The sequence below is a fragment of the Pseudomonas paraversuta genome (assembly GCF_904063065.1).
In the GTDB taxonomy this organism is placed as follows: domain Bacteria; phylum Pseudomonadota; class Gammaproteobacteria; order Pseudomonadales; family Pseudomonadaceae; genus Aquipseudomonas; species Aquipseudomonas paraversuta.
In genome coordinates, this window is record NZ_CAJFCL010000002.1 from 615,908 (window position 1) to 632,711 (window position 16,804).

At 60.1% G+C, this 16,804-nt stretch carries 11 protein-coding genes and 1 pseudogene; 5 read left to right on the forward strand and 7 right to left on the reverse strand.

Features of this window, described 5'->3' with window-relative positions; translation table 11 throughout:
- Positions 1 to 163: 163 nt before the first annotated feature.
- Positions 164 to 1,465 (reverse strand): OprD family porin, encoded by a 1,302-nt coding sequence (locus JQ845_RS05915; RefSeq protein WP_003445331.1) that lies wholly within the window; start codon positions 1,463 to 1,465, stop codon positions 164 to 166.
- Between the two features lie 242 nt (positions 1,466 to 1,707).
- On the opposite strand from JQ845_RS05915, the pseudogene JQ845_RS05920 reads away from it, so the two are divergent.
- Both JQ845_RS05920 and JQ845_RS05925 read left to right on the forward strand, forming a co-directional pair.
- Positions 1,708 to 3,006 (forward strand): annotated as a pseudogene (locus JQ845_RS05920) (ATP-binding protein); the annotation flags it as partial.
- A 69-nt stretch (positions 3,007 to 3,075) separates the two neighbouring features.
- Entirely contained in the window at positions 3,076 to 3,351 is a 276-nt protein-coding gene (locus JQ845_RS05925; RefSeq protein WP_003445327.1) for a peptidylprolyl isomerase, read from the forward strand.
- Between the two features lie 101 nt (positions 3,352 to 3,452).
- On the opposite strand, the gene JQ845_RS05930 is transcribed toward JQ845_RS05925, so the two are convergent.
- The 5 genes from JQ845_RS05930 to JQ845_RS05950 all read right to left on the reverse strand — a co-directional run bounded on the left by JQ845_RS05930 (position 3,453) and on the right by JQ845_RS05950 (position 11,195).
- Positions 3,453 to 4,664, reverse strand: coding sequence for an amino acid deaminase (locus JQ845_RS05930; protein WP_003445325.1), 1,212 nt, complete (start codon positions 4,662 to 4,664; stop codon positions 3,453 to 3,455).
- Positions 4,665 to 4,710: 46 nt separating this feature from the next.
- A complete protein-coding gene (locus tag JQ845_RS05935) occupies positions 4,711 to 5,100 on the reverse strand; it encodes a RidA family protein (protein ID WP_003445324.1) in 390 nt (129 codons plus the stop codon).
- A 73-nt stretch (positions 5,101 to 5,173) separates the two neighbouring features.
- A complete protein-coding gene (locus tag JQ845_RS05940) occupies positions 5,174 to 7,426 on the reverse strand; it encodes an ATP-dependent DNA helicase (RefSeq protein WP_203008744.1) in 2,253 nt (750 codons plus the stop codon).
- On the reverse strand, positions 7,423 to 9,072 hold the full coding sequence (locus JQ845_RS05945) for a VRR-NUC domain-containing protein (protein WP_160627560.1): 1,650 nt from the start codon (positions 9,070 to 9,072) through the stop codon (positions 7,423 to 7,425). Before JQ845_RS05945 ends, JQ845_RS05940 begins: the two co-directional genes overlap by 4 nt.
- A 1,100-nt stretch (positions 9,073 to 10,172) precedes the next feature.
- Positions 10,173 to 11,195: a zinc-dependent alcohol dehydrogenase family protein gene (locus JQ845_RS05950; RefSeq protein WP_127195441.1), complete on the reverse strand. Its 1,023-nt coding sequence runs from the start codon at positions 11,193 to 11,195 to the stop codon at positions 10,173 to 10,175.
- Positions 11,196 to 11,437: 242 nt separating this feature from the next.
- Here JQ845_RS05950 and JQ845_RS05955 point away from each other — a divergent pair, with 242 nt between their 5' ends.
- From JQ845_RS05955 to JQ845_RS05965, 3 genes are all read left to right on the forward strand, one after another.
- The gene (locus JQ845_RS05955; RefSeq protein ID WP_003445313.1) at positions 11,438 to 12,352 is read left to right on the forward strand and encodes a LysR family transcriptional regulator; all 915 of its coding nucleotides are present in this window, start codon (positions 11,438 to 11,440) and stop codon (positions 12,350 to 12,352) included.
- 439 nt (positions 12,353 to 12,791) lie between these two features.
- Positions 12,792 to 13,730 (forward strand): LysR family transcriptional regulator, encoded by a 939-nt coding sequence (locus tag JQ845_RS05960; protein WP_160627555.1) that lies wholly within the window; start codon positions 12,792 to 12,794, stop codon positions 13,728 to 13,730.
- 456 nt (positions 13,731 to 14,186) lie between these two features.
- On the forward strand, positions 14,187 to 15,371 hold the full coding sequence (locus JQ845_RS05965) for an MFS transporter (RefSeq protein WP_203008745.1): 1,185 nt from the start codon (positions 14,187 to 14,189) through the stop codon (positions 15,369 to 15,371).
- Between the two features lie 12 nt (positions 15,372 to 15,383).
- Here JQ845_RS05965 and JQ845_RS05970 read toward each other — a convergent pair whose 3' ends face one another.
- On the reverse strand, positions 15,384 to 16,802 hold the full coding sequence (locus tag JQ845_RS05970; RefSeq protein ID WP_203008746.1) for an aldehyde dehydrogenase family protein: 1,419 nt from the start codon (positions 16,800 to 16,802) through the stop codon (positions 15,384 to 15,386).
- Positions 16,803 to 16,804: the final 2 nt, after the last annotated feature.

Consider the following 16,804-nt stretch of genomic DNA (forward strand, 5'->3'; position numbering starts at 1 on the left):
ATCGGCGCCCTGCAGCAAAACCGGGCCGGACCTGCCCTACCTCCACCAGCTGGACTTATCACACCCCGGCCTCTGTAGGAGCGAGCTTGTCTCGCGAGCTCTTCGCGGTTTGGTTGAAAAGCTCGCGAGCAAGCTCGCTCCTACAGGGTTTAGGGGCGTGGTATCACCAGATCGACAGGTTATAGCTGACGATCAGGCGGGTCTCATCAACATCGCGGGCGAACTGCGCGTAGTTGGTGCGATAGGTGGCATTGCGCAAACGCAGGCTGACGTCCTTGAACCTGCCGCTTTGCACTATGTACTTGAGCTCGCTGTCGCGTTCCCACTCTTTGCCTTCTTCGCTACGGCCAACCACTTTGATGTGGTCACCATTGACGTAACGGGTCAGGAACGACAAGCCGTTAATGCCCACCGCCTTGAAGTCATAGTCATAACGCAGCTGCCACGAACGCTCCTGGGCGTTAGCGAAGTCGTTGACCTGAAGGTAGTTGACCAGATACGGGTTGCTGCCATCCAGGTACGGCATCGAGGTGTCGCCGTTCATGCGCTGCCAGCCGGCGCTGAATTTATGACCGGCCAATGCGTAGCTGAACAGGGCACCAAGCGCCCGGTTATCAATGGTCGAGGCCTTGGCCGAACCGGCGTCATCACTCTTGAGCAAACGCACATCGGCCGACACGACGCCCGAACCCACAGGCTGACTGGCCACTATCCCGATAAATTGCTGGCGGTAGATGTCCTCCAGTTCGGCATAGTGGTATTGCGCTGTCAGCCGCTCGTTCACCTTGTAGTCCAGGCCGTACATATTGAAATGATCGGCAGTGATATTGCAGGCATAACGCTTGTTCTTGCAGTTCAGGCGCAGGTCCTGAGCGTCGGTGGAGTCCCGTGCGGTATAGCGATCAAGGCGCATGGCCGTGAACTTCAGGTCGCTCAATTCCCGGGACTCGAGCATCGCGCCATTGAACATGGTTGGCAGCAGACGGCCGTCGTTGTACTTGAGCAATGGCAGGTCCGGCAGCAACGCCCCGTACTTCAGAACGCTGTGCGATACCCGCATTTTTCCGGTCAGGCCGAATTTGGCGTACTGATCCTTGGAACGACGGGGATCACTGCCGGTCGAAGGTAGCAAGCCACTGTTGCTGTCAGCGGGGCTGGAGTCGATTTTCAGCCCCAACATGCCCAAGGCATCGAGCCCGAAGCCCACCGTGCCTTCTGTGTAGCCCGATTGCAGATTGAGAATAAAGCCTTGAGCCGTCTCGTCACGCTTGGAGGCGCCCTGGGGGTTTGAAGTGCTGCCATCACGGAAATCACGGTTGAAATACACCGTTCGCGCTTCCAGCCTGGCGCTGCTGTCTTCAATGAACCCGCCAGCCTGGGTCTGTGTTGCAATACCGGTACACACCGCCAGTGCGCCGACACGTGCAACCCGGCAATGCGTCAACAATGAAAAAGGGACAACCATGGACAAGCTCCAGCAGCGAATGACGCGCAAAACAGAAACAATCGAAGACGCGCCTGGGGTTAACGACCCAAACGGGATTCTTCGATCAAAAATGAGAGCGCAATTGTACGAAAGGCCAAGCCTGAGCCTCACTCGACCTTAGTCGTACTGTCTAAGCCGGACTTGTTAGTACCAATGATAGCCTTTAGCCTTCACTCAGCCTTTAATAGGTACATTTTCAGATTCAATCTCGGGACTTATCCATGAGCGCCGTATTTTCTGTCAGCCAACGTGGGGCATTAGCCCGCAGCCCCTTGGGTGAAGTCGCAAAATGGCCTCAGAGCTTGCGCACCAGCGCACAGCTTGTACTCAACTCCCCGCTGCCGATGTTGCTGTTTTGGGGCGAGCAATTGACCCAGATCTACAACGACAGTTTTGCAGCGCTGGCGGGTAACAAGCACCCGGGCGCCTTTGGTCAGCCCATGCAGCGCTGCTGGCCGGAGTTCCGTGAATACAGCCAGCCGATTATCGAGGCCGTACTGGCCGGTGAAAACCGCTCCTATCTTGATCAGTACTACGTGCTTCCGGACCAGTATCTGGCAACCGAGCTGTGGCTTGACCTGACCTTCAGTCCCGTTTTCGATGAGACGCACAAGGTGGCCGGGATTTTGATGGTTGCGGTTCAGACCTCCAGGCGCCGCACGTCTATCAAGCGTACGGCGCAGGCCTTGCGCGAGCTCAATGACACCCTTGAAGAGCGTGTCACGGAACGCACCCAGGCCCTGGCCGAGGCCAACGATCAACTGCAGCGCGAGATGATCGAGCGCGAAAGGATTGAAGACACCCTGCGGCATGCGCAAAAAATGGAAGCCGTTGGCCAGCTGACCGGCGGTATAGCCCATGATTTCAACAATATGCTGACCGGTATCATCGCCAGCCTGGACCTGGCCAAGCGCTATATCGCGGCCGGGCGCAGTGACGAAATAGTCCGCTTCACCGATGCCGCCGTCGCTTCAGCGCAACGGGCAGCCGCCCTGACCCATCGTCTGCTGGCGTTTTCCCGCCGCCAGTCGCTGGATCGCAAACCTCTGGACCCTAATGCCCTGGTGAGCTCACTGCAGGAGCTGTTCAGTCGTACCAAGGGTGCCCACATCGACCTGCAGGTCGATCTGGGCCAGGACATCTGGGCCGTCAATACCGATACCGGCCAGCTTGAAAGCGCCCTGCTCAACCTGATTATCAACGCCTGCGATGCCATGCCCGACGGCGGCAAACTGGTGGTCAAGACCGCCAACAGCCACCTGGATACCAGTGACCTGCAAAGTCTGGAACCGGTCAAATCCGGCGAGTATGTACTGCTGGAGGTTTGTGATAACGGCACCGGCATGTCCCCGCAGATTCTGGCCAGGGCTTTCGACCCCTTTTTCACCACCAAGCCTGTAGGCCAGGGCACCGGCCTGGGGTTATCGATGATTTACGGCTTTGCCCAGCAGTCCGGCGGTCATGTGACCATCAGCAGCGAAATCGACAGTGGTACCTGCGTGCGCCTGTACCTGCCGCGCTACAACAGCAAAACTCAGGCATAATCCGCGGCCGCGCAATCTGCCCCACAGTTTCAAGGTATACGCCCCATGAAAGCTCAAGCCCGCCATATCCTGGTGAAAACCGCCGAAGAAGCCGAATCGCTCAAGCAACGCATCGCCAAGGGCGAAGCCTTCGATGTGCTGGCGAAAAAATTCTCCACCTGCCCGTCAGGCAAGCGTGGGGGGGATTTGGGTGAGGTTCGTCCGGGGCAGATGGTTGGCGTTATCGATCAGATCATCTTCAAAAAGCCGTTGCGGGTGGTGCACGGACCGATCAAAAGCAAGTTCGGCTATCACCTGGTACAGGTGTTCTACCGCGACTGAAACACCACCAAACCTGTAGGAGCGAGCTTGCCTCGCGAGCTGTTAGCGGCACAAAAGCTCGCGAGACAAGCTCGCTCCTACACAAGCCTGGTGCGCTGGTTTCAGAACACTATTTCAAGGCTCTCGACCACATTCAGTTGCTCGTCCACCAGGCAGCCCGTGCGCCATTTGTCGAACGTCAGGCAAGGGTGCGAGGTACCGAAGCTGATGATGTCGCCCACCTTCAGTTCAGTGCCCGCAGCGATCGTCATGAACGCGTGCTGATCCATGACCGCCGTGACCGTACAGGCACTGACGTCATCACCCACGGCCGGCAATACCCCTTCGCGGTAACGCTTTAACGGCATCGGCAGCCCCGCATCGTAGGCCACATCGCGCTTGCCCAGGGCAATCACCGCAAAGCCCGGTTCCGGCAACGATTGCACATGGGCCCAGACTTCCAGCGCCGGGCGCAAGCCCTCGTGCAAGTCGCTGCGACGGTCCAGCACGCAGCACTGGGCGTCTTTGTAGATCCCGTGATCGTGCACCACATAACTGCCGGGGCGCAGAATGCTCAGAAAACGCCCGCTGGCCGCTTCGGCGGCGAAACCTTCGGCAATCAGGTCATACCAGGCAGAGCCCGAGGCCGTGACGATCGGCTTGTCCAGCGCAAAGGCGCCGTCACGTTGCAGTTCTAGGGCCAGGCGTACCAGGGAAGCGGCAAACGCGCGAATCCCGCTGACCGCCTGCTCGCCGTGTATCACCCCTTCGTAGCCTTCGATGCCGGTCAGCGCCAGGGCCGGTTGTGCCTTGATCGCAGCAGCCAGGGCCCGCACTTCTTGCTCGGTACGACAGCCACAACGGCCGCCCACCACACCGTATTCGATCATCACGTTCAGACGCTGACCACGCTCGGCAAAAAAAGCCCCCAGCGCCTGGACGTTATCCGGGTGATCAACCATGCAATGAAATTCGAAGGCCGGGTCTTGTTGCAAACCGGCGATCAACGCCATATTGGCGCGGCCGACCAATTGATTGGCCATCAGTACCCGGCGCACCCCCCCGGCATAGGCCGTGCAGGTCTGCACTGCACTGGCCAGGGTTATACCCCAGGCGCCTTGCGCCAGCTGGCGGCGAAACAATGCCGGGGTCATGCTGGTCTTGCCGTGGGGCGCCAGCTCTGCGCCGCTGCGGCTGACGAAGTCCTGCATCCAGCGAATATTGTGTTCCAGTGCAGCCCGGTGAATCACCAGCGCCGGCAAACTGACATCACGCACCAGATGGTCGGCGGGGTTGGCAGCACCTTTGAGTACTTGGGCATTGTTCAACGTCATCGACACACTCGACTCCTCACATTTTATATTGTTCGCGAGCCAGGGTTTAGCGCTTGGCCTTGTAGGCGATGCAGTCGATTTCGACCCGGCAATCCACCATCATCATCGCCTGGACACAGGCGCGGGCCGGGGCGTGTTCGCTTTTGAAATACGAGGCAAACACCTTGTTGAAACTCCAGAAGTCCCGCGGGTCCTGCAGCCACACGCCAGCGCGGACCACGTCTTCAAGGCCATAGCCGGCTTCTTCAAGAATCGCGATCAGGTTTTGCATGGTCTTGTGGGTCTGCTCAACGATGCCGCCGTTGATGATTTCACCGTTTTCCATGGCCACCTGACCCGACACATGCAGCCAGCCATCGGCTTCAACAGCGCGGGCGAAAGGTAAAGGCTGACCACCTGCGCCTACTGCGCCGGTACCGAAACGTTTGATGCTCATCGATAAAACTCCACTGCTTGGACAAGGCGCGTCATGCACCACAGGCTCAGCAGTGTGCCACAAGGTTGCGCTCTCAACCCAACTGCCACCAGCGCGGGAACAGCTGTTGCACCTTGGGCTCGGCAAACCGGTCATCAATCAGAAACAGCGTGCCCTGATCATCCTGGGTGCGAATCACCCGCCCTGCCGCCTGCACCACTTTTTGCACCCCCGGATACAGGTAGGTGTAGTCATACCCGGCACCGAACAGGGCACCCATGCGCTGCTTGATCTGCTCGTTGACCGGGTTCAACTGCGCCAGCCCCAGGGTCGCGACAAAGGCACCGATCAACCGTGCACCGGGTAAATCGATGCCTTCGCCAAACGCCCCGCCCAGCACCGCAAAGCCAATGCCCTGCCCCGAGAGCGTGAATTGATCGAGAAACCCCTGGCGCGCTGCTTCATCCATGCCCCGAGCCTGGGACCACTGGGCAATGTGCGGATAGCGCTCGGCGAGCAAGCCGGCCACCTGTTGCAGGTAATCAAAGCTGCTGAAAAAGGCCAGATAGTTGCCGGGGCGCCGGGTGAATTGCCCGCAGATCAGCTCCACGATGGGCTCCAGCGAGGCCTGGCGATGCACAAAGCGGGTGGATATCCGGCTGACTACCTGTACCGCCAGTTGCCGGGCCTGAAACGGCGATTCCACATCGATCCACACCGCATCAGTGGGCAGCCCCAACAAGTGGGTGTAATAGGTCCGCGGGCTGAGGGTGGCGGAAAACAGCACATTGCTCTGCGCACTGGCCAGTCGCGGGCCGATAAAGAGCGCCGGCACAATATTGCGCAGGTTGAGTTGTGACAGGCGTTTTTTGCCGCCTTCAACCAGGCTCACGTCGAACAGGAAATGTGCATCAAACAACTCCGCCACCCGGTTGAATTGCAGGGCTTCAAAGTAGAAGCCTTGCAGTTTTCCACTCAGCCCCTGGGGGTGATCGTTAAGGTAGTCACCAATGGCGGTGATGCAGCCGGACAAGGCATTGAGCCATTTAGCCGGCAATTGCCCGTGCACCTGATAAGGCCCTGGCTGGTCTTTGTGCAGGGCATTCCATTCCCGATTGAGGCGCTTGAATACCTTGTCCAGCGCTGGCGGGGCATCCTGGCGCACGCTATTGAGGGTTTGCTGGTGCAGACTGGCGCTGTACATCTGGCGCCCGCGCTCCACCAGGTTGTGCGCCTCGTCCACCAGGGTCGCGACCCGCCACTGGTTGGCCTGGGCCAGGCCATAAAGCAAGGCCGTGAAATCGAAGTAGTAGTTGTAATCGGCAATGATCAGGTCGGCCCAGCGTGCCATTTCCTGGCTCAGGTAATACGGGCAGACCTGATGCGCCAGGGCCACCTCGCGCAGGGTCTGCTGGTCCAGCGGCGACTGTGCGACAGCCGCCAGCCGCGCTGCCGGCAAGCGGTCATAAAAACCCTTGGCCAACGGGCAGGATTCACCATTGCAGGCGTTCTGCGGGTATTCACAGGCCTTGTCCCGGGCCACCAGTTCCAAAACCCGTAGCGCCGGGGTGGCAGCTCGCGGATAAAGCACCTGAGCGGCATCCAGAGCCAGCTTGCGCCCGGGGGTCTTGGCCGTCAGAAACAGCAATTTGTCCAGTTCCCGGGCCGGCATGGCCTTGACCAAGGGGAATAGCGTACCGATGGTTTTACCAATGCCGGTGGGCGCCTGGGCCATCAGGCAGCGCCCGCCACTGGCGGTCTTGTACACCGCTTCGGCCAGAGCCCTTTGCCCGGTACGAAACTGTGGATGAGGGAACGCCAGGCTGCGGGCCGCCGCATCCCGCGCTTCACGATGGGCCATTTCCTGATCGGCCCAGGTCAAAAACAACCTGCATTGCTGATTGAAAAAGTCCTGCAGCCGCTCGGCGCTCCAGGTTTCCTGGAGCCGGGTTTCCTGCTCGCTGACGATATCGAAATACACCAGTGCCAGATTGACCTCGGGCAACTGCAGGCTCTGACAGAGCAACCAGCCGTAAACCCGGCACTGGGCCCAGTGCAATTGACGGTGATTGGCCGGTATCGCCGTGAAATCGCCGCGATAGGTTTTGACTTCCTCCAGCACATTACCCGACGGGTCATAGCCGTCCGCCCTGCCGCGTACGGTCAATGCGCCGAACTGCCCCTCCAGGCTCAACTCGGCCTGGTACCCGGCACTGCGTCGGGATGCGACGGTGCGATGCCCGGCAATTCCCTGCTGGGCCGTGGGTGACGGGGTGAAGCGCAAGTCCAGATCGCCGACCTTGACTGTGAACTCGCACAGGGCACGGACTGCCACCCGATAGTTCAAGGGCCCGGGTCCTGCCATTGCACGTAACAGACGGTGACGGGCATTTGATGTTGCTCGCACAGGTCCAGCCAGCGCAGCTGGTTGTCCTGCAAACGGTCACCCGGGCCTTTGACCTCGATCATGCGGTAGGTTTTTTGCGCCGGGCAAAACTGGATCAAGTCCGGCATGCCCGAGCGGTTGGCCTTGATGTCCTGCAGCAGGCGCAGGAACCAGACCTTCAAGTGGGCGGGCGGCAGGCAGGTCAGTGCGTCTTCCAGCAGCGCCTCGCTCAGATAGTTCCAGGCCACAAAGGGTGATTGCACACCGAACTTGGCGCTATATGCATCGCGGACAGTCTTCAGGTACTGGCCACTGTCCAGCTGCGCCAGACAGGCCTCGAACAGCTCGGCCCGGCGCAGGTAGAAGTCTTGCTCCAGCAAATCAGCCGGGCCGCTTTGGTACGGGTGAAAAAATGCCCCGGGCAGCGGTGCAAAAATGGCCGGCCAGCACAACAGGCCAAACAGCCCGTTGATCAAGGTGTTTTCAACGTAATGCACGGGCTCGTCCGGCGTGTGCAGATGTGCCACCACCATGAACTCGACCGAGGTTGCCTCAAGGCGCTCCAGGCTCAGGTCCAACCGTTCAGGGGGGCTGGGTTTGGTTCGCACCAGCGCCGGCAGTCCGAGCTTGCGTCGCAGCCGCGGGAGCATGCGCTGCAATTGCTGATGCTCGGCGTCGTTGAACGGCGCACCTTGCGCAGCGTCTGCCAGAGTCATGGCCTGCGGGTATTGCTCCAGCAATTCAAGTACCCGGATCATGCGCAGGCGCGCCTCGGGGTGCCCGCAGTGCTGGTAAACCTCCAGTGCCCGGGCCAGCTCCCCTGCCCGTTCGTGGTGCTGGCCGAACTGGAACAGCAAGCGCGCCCTGCGTCGTTGCAGCCAGGGGTTATCTGCCACGTAGTCCAGCACCGCTGGCAGCACGGCACTCACATCGCCAGCACTTTCAAACTGTTCGCGACAAGCATAAAGATGCAGATAACCGTCAATATCGGCCCGGCAGCGCAAGGCCCGTGACTCGGGGCTGATATCAACCTTTTCGTAGGTGAACAGACCCAGATCGGCCAACACCAGATCTGACCAGCCCTGACTGAGATTGCCAAAGAACATCAGCCGCAGGCGATCCCCCAGCGCCCGGTTGCCGAGGCTGTAGAGGGGTTCTTGCAGCGTGGGGTGCCATGCACACAGGCTCTGTATTTGCGGAAAATCGCCGGCCAGGTCCTGCAGCCAATCGGTTTTTTTACCCTTGGGCCGGGTGAGATGGGCGCTGAACCGTGCCTGGATTTCCGGCTTGGTCAGCACTTCAAACACCTCGGCCAGGGCCAGGGGCGCCTGATCATCCAGCCAGCCCAGAGCCAGCAGAGGCGCAGCCGCCTGCGCGCAATCACCGATTTCCGGGTAGTCGAGCTTGCTTGCGCGAAAGTGCTGCCCCTTGCGCATGATCATGCGCACCCAGAGCGCCTGGGAGGCATTGGGCAACAGGGCAAAACCGGCGATGAATTGCTGCTCTTCGGTACTGAGGACATCGCTGTAGCGGGTCGCGATCCAGCCGAGCACGTGCTGGAAATTCTTCAGGTAATAAAGCGGATCTTCAAGAGGATCGGAAATCACGGGCAGGACAAACCACTGGTGTCGAATACTGGATATGCGTACAGATATCAGTTTGCCCGGTGCTCTGGCAAACCCTATTGGATGAGTGGTGCGGGTTGTTAATGAAAAATCAGTGGGCGCTGACGCAGATGTTGCGTCCGACCCCGCATCGCGGGCAAGCCCGCTCCTACAGATTCAACCTGGTCGATTCTCCCAGTGGGGGTCTGACTTGCCAGCGATGCTGACCACCTTGTGCTGCGTCTGACCCCGCATCGCGGGCAGCCTGCTCCTACAGACTCAACCCGGTCAATTCTCCCTGTGGGAGTCTGACTTGCCAGCGATGCCGATCACGGGGTGCTGCGTCCGCCCCCCCATCGCGGGCAAGCCCGCTCCTGCAGACTCAACCTGGTCGATTCTCCCAGTCGGGGTCTGACTTGCCAGCGATGCTGACCACCTTGTGCTGCGTCTGACCCCGCATCGCGGGCAAGCCTGCTCCTACAGACTCAACCCGGTCAATTCTCCCTGTGGGAGTCTGACTTGCCAGCGATGCCGATCACGGGGTGCTGCGTCCGACCCCGCACCGCGGGCAAGCCTGCTCCTGCAGACTCAACCCGGTCAACTCTCCCTGTGGGAGTCTGGCTTGCCAGCGATGCTGACCACCGGGTGCTGCGTCTGACCCCGCATCGCGGGCAAGCCCGCTCCTACAGACTCAACCCGGTCAACTCTCCCTGTGGGAGTCTGGCTTGCCAGCAATGCTGACCACCGGGTGCTGCGTCTGACCCCGCATCGCGGGCAAGCCCGCTCCTACAGACTCAACCCGGTCGATTCTCCCTGTGGGAGTCTGGCTTGCCAGCGATGCTGACCACGGGGTTCTGCGTCCGACCCCGCATCGCGGGCAAGCCCGCTCCTACAGAGTCAACCCGGTCGATTCTCCCTGTGGGAGTCTGGCTTGCCAGCGATGCCGATCACCGGGTGCTGCGTCCGATCCCGCATCGCGGGCAAGCCCGCTCCTACAGACTCAACCCGGTCGACTCTCCCTGTGGGAGCTTGGCTTGCCAGCGATGCAGACTACGGGGTGAAATCAACGCCCCTTAGCCTTGCACTGGGGGGCGTTGGCAGTTTCAGGCGTCGGTCAGTTGCAAGGCGACCCGCCCACGGCACGGGCAATCGTCCATGTAGCGATGGGCCTCTACGAACTCTTCAAAGGGGAACACCCGCACTTCCAGTGGCAACAGCACCCGGTCGGCGGTCAACTGGTTGATCTCGCGCAGCGCCCGTTGCATGGCTTCTTCATCCTGGGCAATGCCCAGCTCCGGCTTGCCGGTGAAGTTACCGATACAGTGAACAAAGAACTGGATGTTCTTCTGGAACGCCGCACAGGCCGGGAACGGGGTGTTGTTGCCGCCCTGCAGGCCATACAGCACCAGACTGCCCCGGGGGGCCAGCACATCACCCAGCACCGACATCTGCGGGCCGCCAAGGCCGTCAAGTACAACGTCGACCCCTTTGTTGTCAGTGATCTTGTTGATTTGCATCAGCAAGTCCTGCTCCTCGGTGACTATGACCTTGTCTGCACCCAGGGCCAGCAAACCTTCACGCTCTGCAGCATCCCGGGTCGCCGCAATGACCTTGACCCCCAACGCCTTGCCCAGCTGCACGAACGAAGGCCCTGCGCAGTGGCTGGCATCGGTGATCAGCACGGTCTGGCCGGGCTTGACCCGCGCCAGATCGACATAGGCAAAGTAGGCGATCAGCAAAGGCGTGTAATGCACACTGGCCTCAACCGGGGTCAGGACATCCGGGTAGCGAGTGAGGGCCGAACGCGGCATCACGATCAGCTCGCCATAGGTGGGATAGTCGTTGGCACTCTGGCCGGGAAAGCTGGCGACCTTGTCACCCACCGCCAGATCCTCCACACCGGCACCTACGGCAGTGACAATACCGGCCATCTCATGGCCGATACCTGCAGGCAAGCGGGCCTGGCTCGGGGCCAGGTTCTGCCGCCAGAGCACGTCATACCAGCTGATACCAATAGCCTGGACACGCACCTGCACTTCCCCGGCCGCAGGCGCAGCGACCTCGTGCTCTTCGCACGTGAGTACCTCGGCCGGGCCAAACTTGTGAAAACGGATCGTGCGCGACATTACAAACCTCGCCTAATTAATCGCTAATGCCACGGACTTTATCCGGGCTTTGTGCGCAAGACTAACAGACAGCATTAATAGTCGACATGCCTGACATTGATCCGCAGGCATTTTGTCCGCTGGCAAACAGCACTGCGGCCAGTAAAAACGCAGAAAGCCAATCTACCGTGTGTCGATTTACGAGTTTTGCCAGTAAGATCCGTTACCTACCTCACCGTTGAACCGCCTGTGAAGCCTGCCAGATGAACCGTAACGACTTGCGTCGCGTCGATCTGAATTTGCTGATCGTCTTCGAAACCCTGATGCATGAGCGCAGTGTGACCCGCGCCGCCGAGAAACTGTTTCTGGGGCAACCGGCAATCAGTGCGGCACTTTCACGCCTGCGCAACCTGTTCGACGACCCTTTGTTTGTGCGCACCGGGCGCAGCATGGAGCCTACGGCCCGGGCGATCGAGATTTTTGCCCTGCTGTCTCCGGCCCTGGATTCAATTTCCACGGCCGTGAGCCGCGCCTCGGAATTCAACCCGGCCACCAGCACCTCGGTATTCCGGATTGGCCTGTCAGATGATGTGGAATTTGCGCTGCTGCCCATGCTGCTCAAGCGCTTGCGGGCAGAAGCGCCGGGGATCGTGCTGGTGGTGCGCCGGGTCAACTACATCCTGATGCCGCCGCTGCTGGCCTCCGGTGAAATTTCCGTGGGTGTCAGCTATACCAGCGACCTGCCGGCCAATGCCAAGCGCAAGGTATTGCGCCGCAGCAAGCCCAAACTGTTGCGCGCAGACACAGTGCCCGGCCCGTTAAGCCTGGATGACTTCTGTGCCCGGCCCCATGCCCTGGTTTCATTTGCCGGCGACCTCAGCGGCTTCATGGACACCGAGCTGGAAAAAATGGGCCGCAAGCGCCACGTCGTGCTGGCCGTACCGCAGTTCAATGGCCTGAGCACCCTGCTCGCCGGCACCGACATCATCGCCACCGTGCCGGATTACACCGCCGAAGCCCTGACCGCCGCCGGCGGCGTTCGCGCCGAAGACCCGCCGCTGGACACCCCGGCCTTTGAATTGCACATGGCATGGCGCGGCGCCCAGGACAACGACCCCGGGGAGCGCTGGTTGCGCTCGCGAATTCAGATGTTCTTTGGCGACCCTGAGAGTCTGTAGGTGTCGTCGGACAGACTGTTATCTGATCATTTATGCCTTTCCACCAACCATGGAGCTCCATTCACTTCCAGTTGTTGGGTCGGCCTCTTCAATTGCTTGATAACCGACCCAACCGATGTTGTGAGTCAAGATATCGGTTTGCTCTTGGGTGCTGCCTCAGCCTGACAATGTATATGCACATTGTTTAATACTAACGGCGACGCAAGTTGATACATGCGGCCTATCAAGCTGATGTTCAATCCAAATGATCCCCTGACGATTATTTATCCCAAGGCCCATACGCAAACGTGCCCACGGCATTCAGGCCTGCTCGACAGCGCTTGCACGTTTTTGGATCAAACCTACAACTTGGCGATGTTTATGCCTTAGTCGAGCGCCTGTTTACCGCTACCATTGCCGCACCCAGCCCACAGATCAGTTCAATGAAGGAACAGAAGAAATGATCGAAACCCGCCTGCTACGCCAATTCATCGCCGTGGCTGAAGAGCTGAATTTCAACAAGGCGGCCATTCGCCTGCATATGGCCCAGCCCCCGTTGAGCCAGGCCATCAACCGGCTGGAAGACAAACTGGGGTTCAGTCTGTTCACGCGCAATAAACGCGGGGTCAAGCTGACCCCGGCTGGCGATGCATTCCTGAACACTGCCTACAGCACGTTGAAGGAGCTGGAACTGGGCATCGAACACGCCCGCCAGGTGTCCCAGGGCATTGCCGGCAAACTCACGGTGACTGCGTTGTCGATCGCCTACTACGAGTCACTGCTCAGTACCTTGCGCCAGTTCCGCGAGTCCTACCCCAAAGTCCAGTTGATCATCAAGGAGATGCCTTCTTCCAGCCAGGCCAGGGCCATTGTGTCGGGAGAAGCGGATATTGCCTTCATGCGCAAGTTGCCGATCTCGGCGCAAAACGTCGAGTCGCGCCTGCTGCTGGACGAAGAGATCGTGATGGCGATGCCCGCCGATCACCCGAAGGCGAAGGAAGGTCGGATCGACTTGAGGGATTTCGCCGGGGAAGACTTCGTATTCACCCCCCAAGCCCTGGGCATCGGCTATCACAGTCAGTTGATCGCCTTGTGTGAAGCCGCCGGTTTTTACCCCAGGGTGGTGCAGGAGGCTGCGCAGATCCAGACCTTGATCGGCTTGGTGGCCTGCGGTTTCGGGGTTGCCCTGGTGCCTGAGTCGATTGCCGGCTCAATCATGCGCGACAAGGTCCTGTTCCGCCGGATCAACTCCGTGACCGCCTCCCCCAACCCGGCCATCGGCCTGTATATGAGCTGGAACACCGACAACCAATCACCGTTGATGGACAGCTTCATTTCCATGCTCGACTTCAACGCCGGTCCCCGGGTCGAGGGGATGCTGGCCGCCCGGGTCAGTTAGAGTGCCAGCAGGCTGTTCAAGCTCGCGACGCCAGTGCGCGGGATCAATAACCTGGCGGCCCGGCCGTCATCAACGGTGCAGATAATGGTTATGAACCGAGATTCACTTGCCCCCCGTTAAAAAGCTCCAGCGAACATTGGCGAGCCGACCGATAAAGCAAATTACTTTCACGTCTATTGGCAAGCGCCTGCAGCTGTCAGCGAGAAAAACCGATACTTGAGTAATCGACCTGTTATTCAGGATCGTGCCGCCCCGTGATACGCCAACCCGCCGAACATCACAACTAAACCAGCCATTCACCGCGGATCAATACTCGCGCCATCAAAAAGCAACCAAGCCCCGCCAATAGTATTAAACAGAGACTTTTAAAGTATTTCTCATCTCACTCTTGGCGCCGCACTATCCCCTCCACCTTTGCAATAACGGGTTGCGCCCCTCCCCCACAACCGAGTCTTTATGCCAGCCGTCATCTACATTTTTTCGCTCTGTACTTTTACCTTCGGCCTGTCCGAATTCGTTGTTGCCGGCCTGGTGTCGGCGATCTCGATGGACTTGCATGAGTCCATCTCCCAAGTTGGCTCTGCCATCGCCGCCTATGCCTTGGGCGCCGCCATCGGCGCACCGATCATCACGGCCCTGTTGGCCAACTGGCGCGACAAAACCGTCTTGTTGCTGACCCTCGGCGTGCTTGCCGCCGGCAGCGTGGCCATCAGTCTGGCGCCCGATGTACTGACCTTGCATGGCGTGCGTTTCATCATCGGCCTCGCACATGGGGTATTCATGGCCGTGGCCTCCAACGCGGCGGTCAAACTGGTCGACCCGGTGCGCGCAGGGCGAGCGCTATCGCTGGTATGGATGGGCCTGACCCTTTCAATCGCCTTTGGCGTGCCTCTGGGCACCTTCTTCGGCAGCTACTGGTCATGGCGCATGGTGTTCCTGGCCATCGGCGGCCTGGGCCTGATCAGCACCCTGGGCCTGGTGCTGCTGATGCGCCAGCAACCCCGTTGCGCAAGTCCCCGCACCACAGACCTGAAACAAAGCCTCGCGGCCCTGTTGCACCCTGAACTGTTGGGGGCTGCCACGATCGCGATGCTGGTGAGCGTGGCGACTTTTTCATTCTTTACCTTCGTATCGCCGTTCCTGCTGGACATCACCCGTGTCCCGCCGCAGGTTCTGAGCCTGGCGATGCTGGTGTTCGGTATCTGCTCCATTCTCGGCAATTTGCTGGGGGGCTATCTCGTGGATGCCTTCGACGCCGATCGATGTTTGCTCGGCGGGTTGACGGCATTGATGCTTAATCTGTCGGGGTTGTACCTCTGGGGCGATTCGATGATCGCCACGTTAACGCTGGTGGGGCTATTGGGAGTGGTGTTCTTTGCCATAGTGACCATGTCGACCCTGCGCATGCTGCGCCTGGCACATCACTACACTCCGCAGTCCAGTGCAGTGGCTTCAGGGCTTAATATTGCGTCGTTCAACCTCGGAACGGCGTTGGGAGGCATAGGTGCAGGCTGGGTGATTACCCATTTCGGGCTCGCCTATATCCCCATAGCAGGCGCCGCTGCGGCAGGTGTGGCCATCGGCGCACTTGCCCTGCAAATGAAAAGCAGGCCTCCAACTGCCGATGGACACGCGGTCTGACCTGACCTGCAGCTAATAGCCGAACAGCGACTTGCTCTCCAGGTATTCGTCAAACCCCGACTCACCCCACTCACGGCCGTTACCCGACTGTTTGTAGCCGCCAAAAGGCGCGGCCTGGTCGGCCCGTGCGCCGTTGAGGTGGACCATGCCGGTGCGCAGTTGGCGGGCAACCTTGCGACTGCGCTCCAGGCTTGCCGAAGTGACGTAACCCGACAATCCATAGGGGCTGTCGTTTGCGATGGCGATGGCCTCGGCTTCGCTGTCGTACGGCATGATCGCCAGCACCGGGCCGAAGATTTCTTCACGGGCCACCAGCATGTCCGGGGTGACGTCGGCAAATACCGTCGGTTGCACATAGTAGCCGCGCTCTATCCATGGCGGTCGCCCCGGCCCCCCGGCAATTAACCGCGACCCGTCGGCAATGGCCTGCGCAATCATGGCCTGTACCCGATCAAACTGCATGGCATTAGCCACCGGGCCTATGACCGTGGCCGGGTTACTGTCGTCAAAGCACACCTGCGCCAGCACTTGCCGGGCGATCTCAATCACCGCCTGTTGCTGCTCACGAGGCACCAGCAAGCGCGTCGGAGCATTGCACGACTGGCCACTGTTGCGCATACAGCCCAGCACGCCGTGGCGCACCGCACTCGGCAGGTCGGCATCGTCGAGCAGGATATTCGCGGATTTGCCGCCCAGCTCCTGGGATACACGCTTGACCGTATCGGCGGCCATTTTGGCCACAGCGATACCGGCGCGGGTCGAGCCGGTAAAGGACACCATATCCACGTCAACATGGCGGGCCAGTGCGGCTCCCACCCCAGGGCCGTCGCCGTGGACCAGGTTGAATACGCCTTTGGGCACGCCAGCCTCATGCAGTACCTGAGCGAGGATATGCGCCGACAACGGCGCGCGCTCACTCGGTTTGAGTACCAGGGTGCAGCCCACCGCCAGGGCGGGCGCAAGCTTGCAGGTGAGCTGATTGAGCGGCCAGTTCCAGGGCGTGATCAGTGCACACACGCCGATTGGCTCTCGCACCACCAGCGAACTGCCCAGGCGACGTTCGAAACGGTACTCGCGCAACACCTCCAGCGCCTGCAGCAGATGGCCCAGGCCCGCCGGCACATGGGCATTGCGCGCCAGGGACAGCGGCGCGCCCATCTCCAGGTGCACCGCTTCGATTAAAGCCTCGCTGTGGCGCTTGTAGGCTTCGATGATGCTGTGCAGCAGTTCCATGCGCGCTTCAAGGGAACTGCCGGCGAATCCAGGAAACGCCTGGCGGGCCGCGCGGACTGCACGGTCCACATCCTGCCCGTTACCCAGGATGATGCGCGCGATCACCTGTTCGGTGGACGGGTTCACCACCGCTTCCACGCTTTCGCCGTGGGGTTTGACCCAGGCGCCGTCAATATAGAACTCAAACAAATCGGACATGT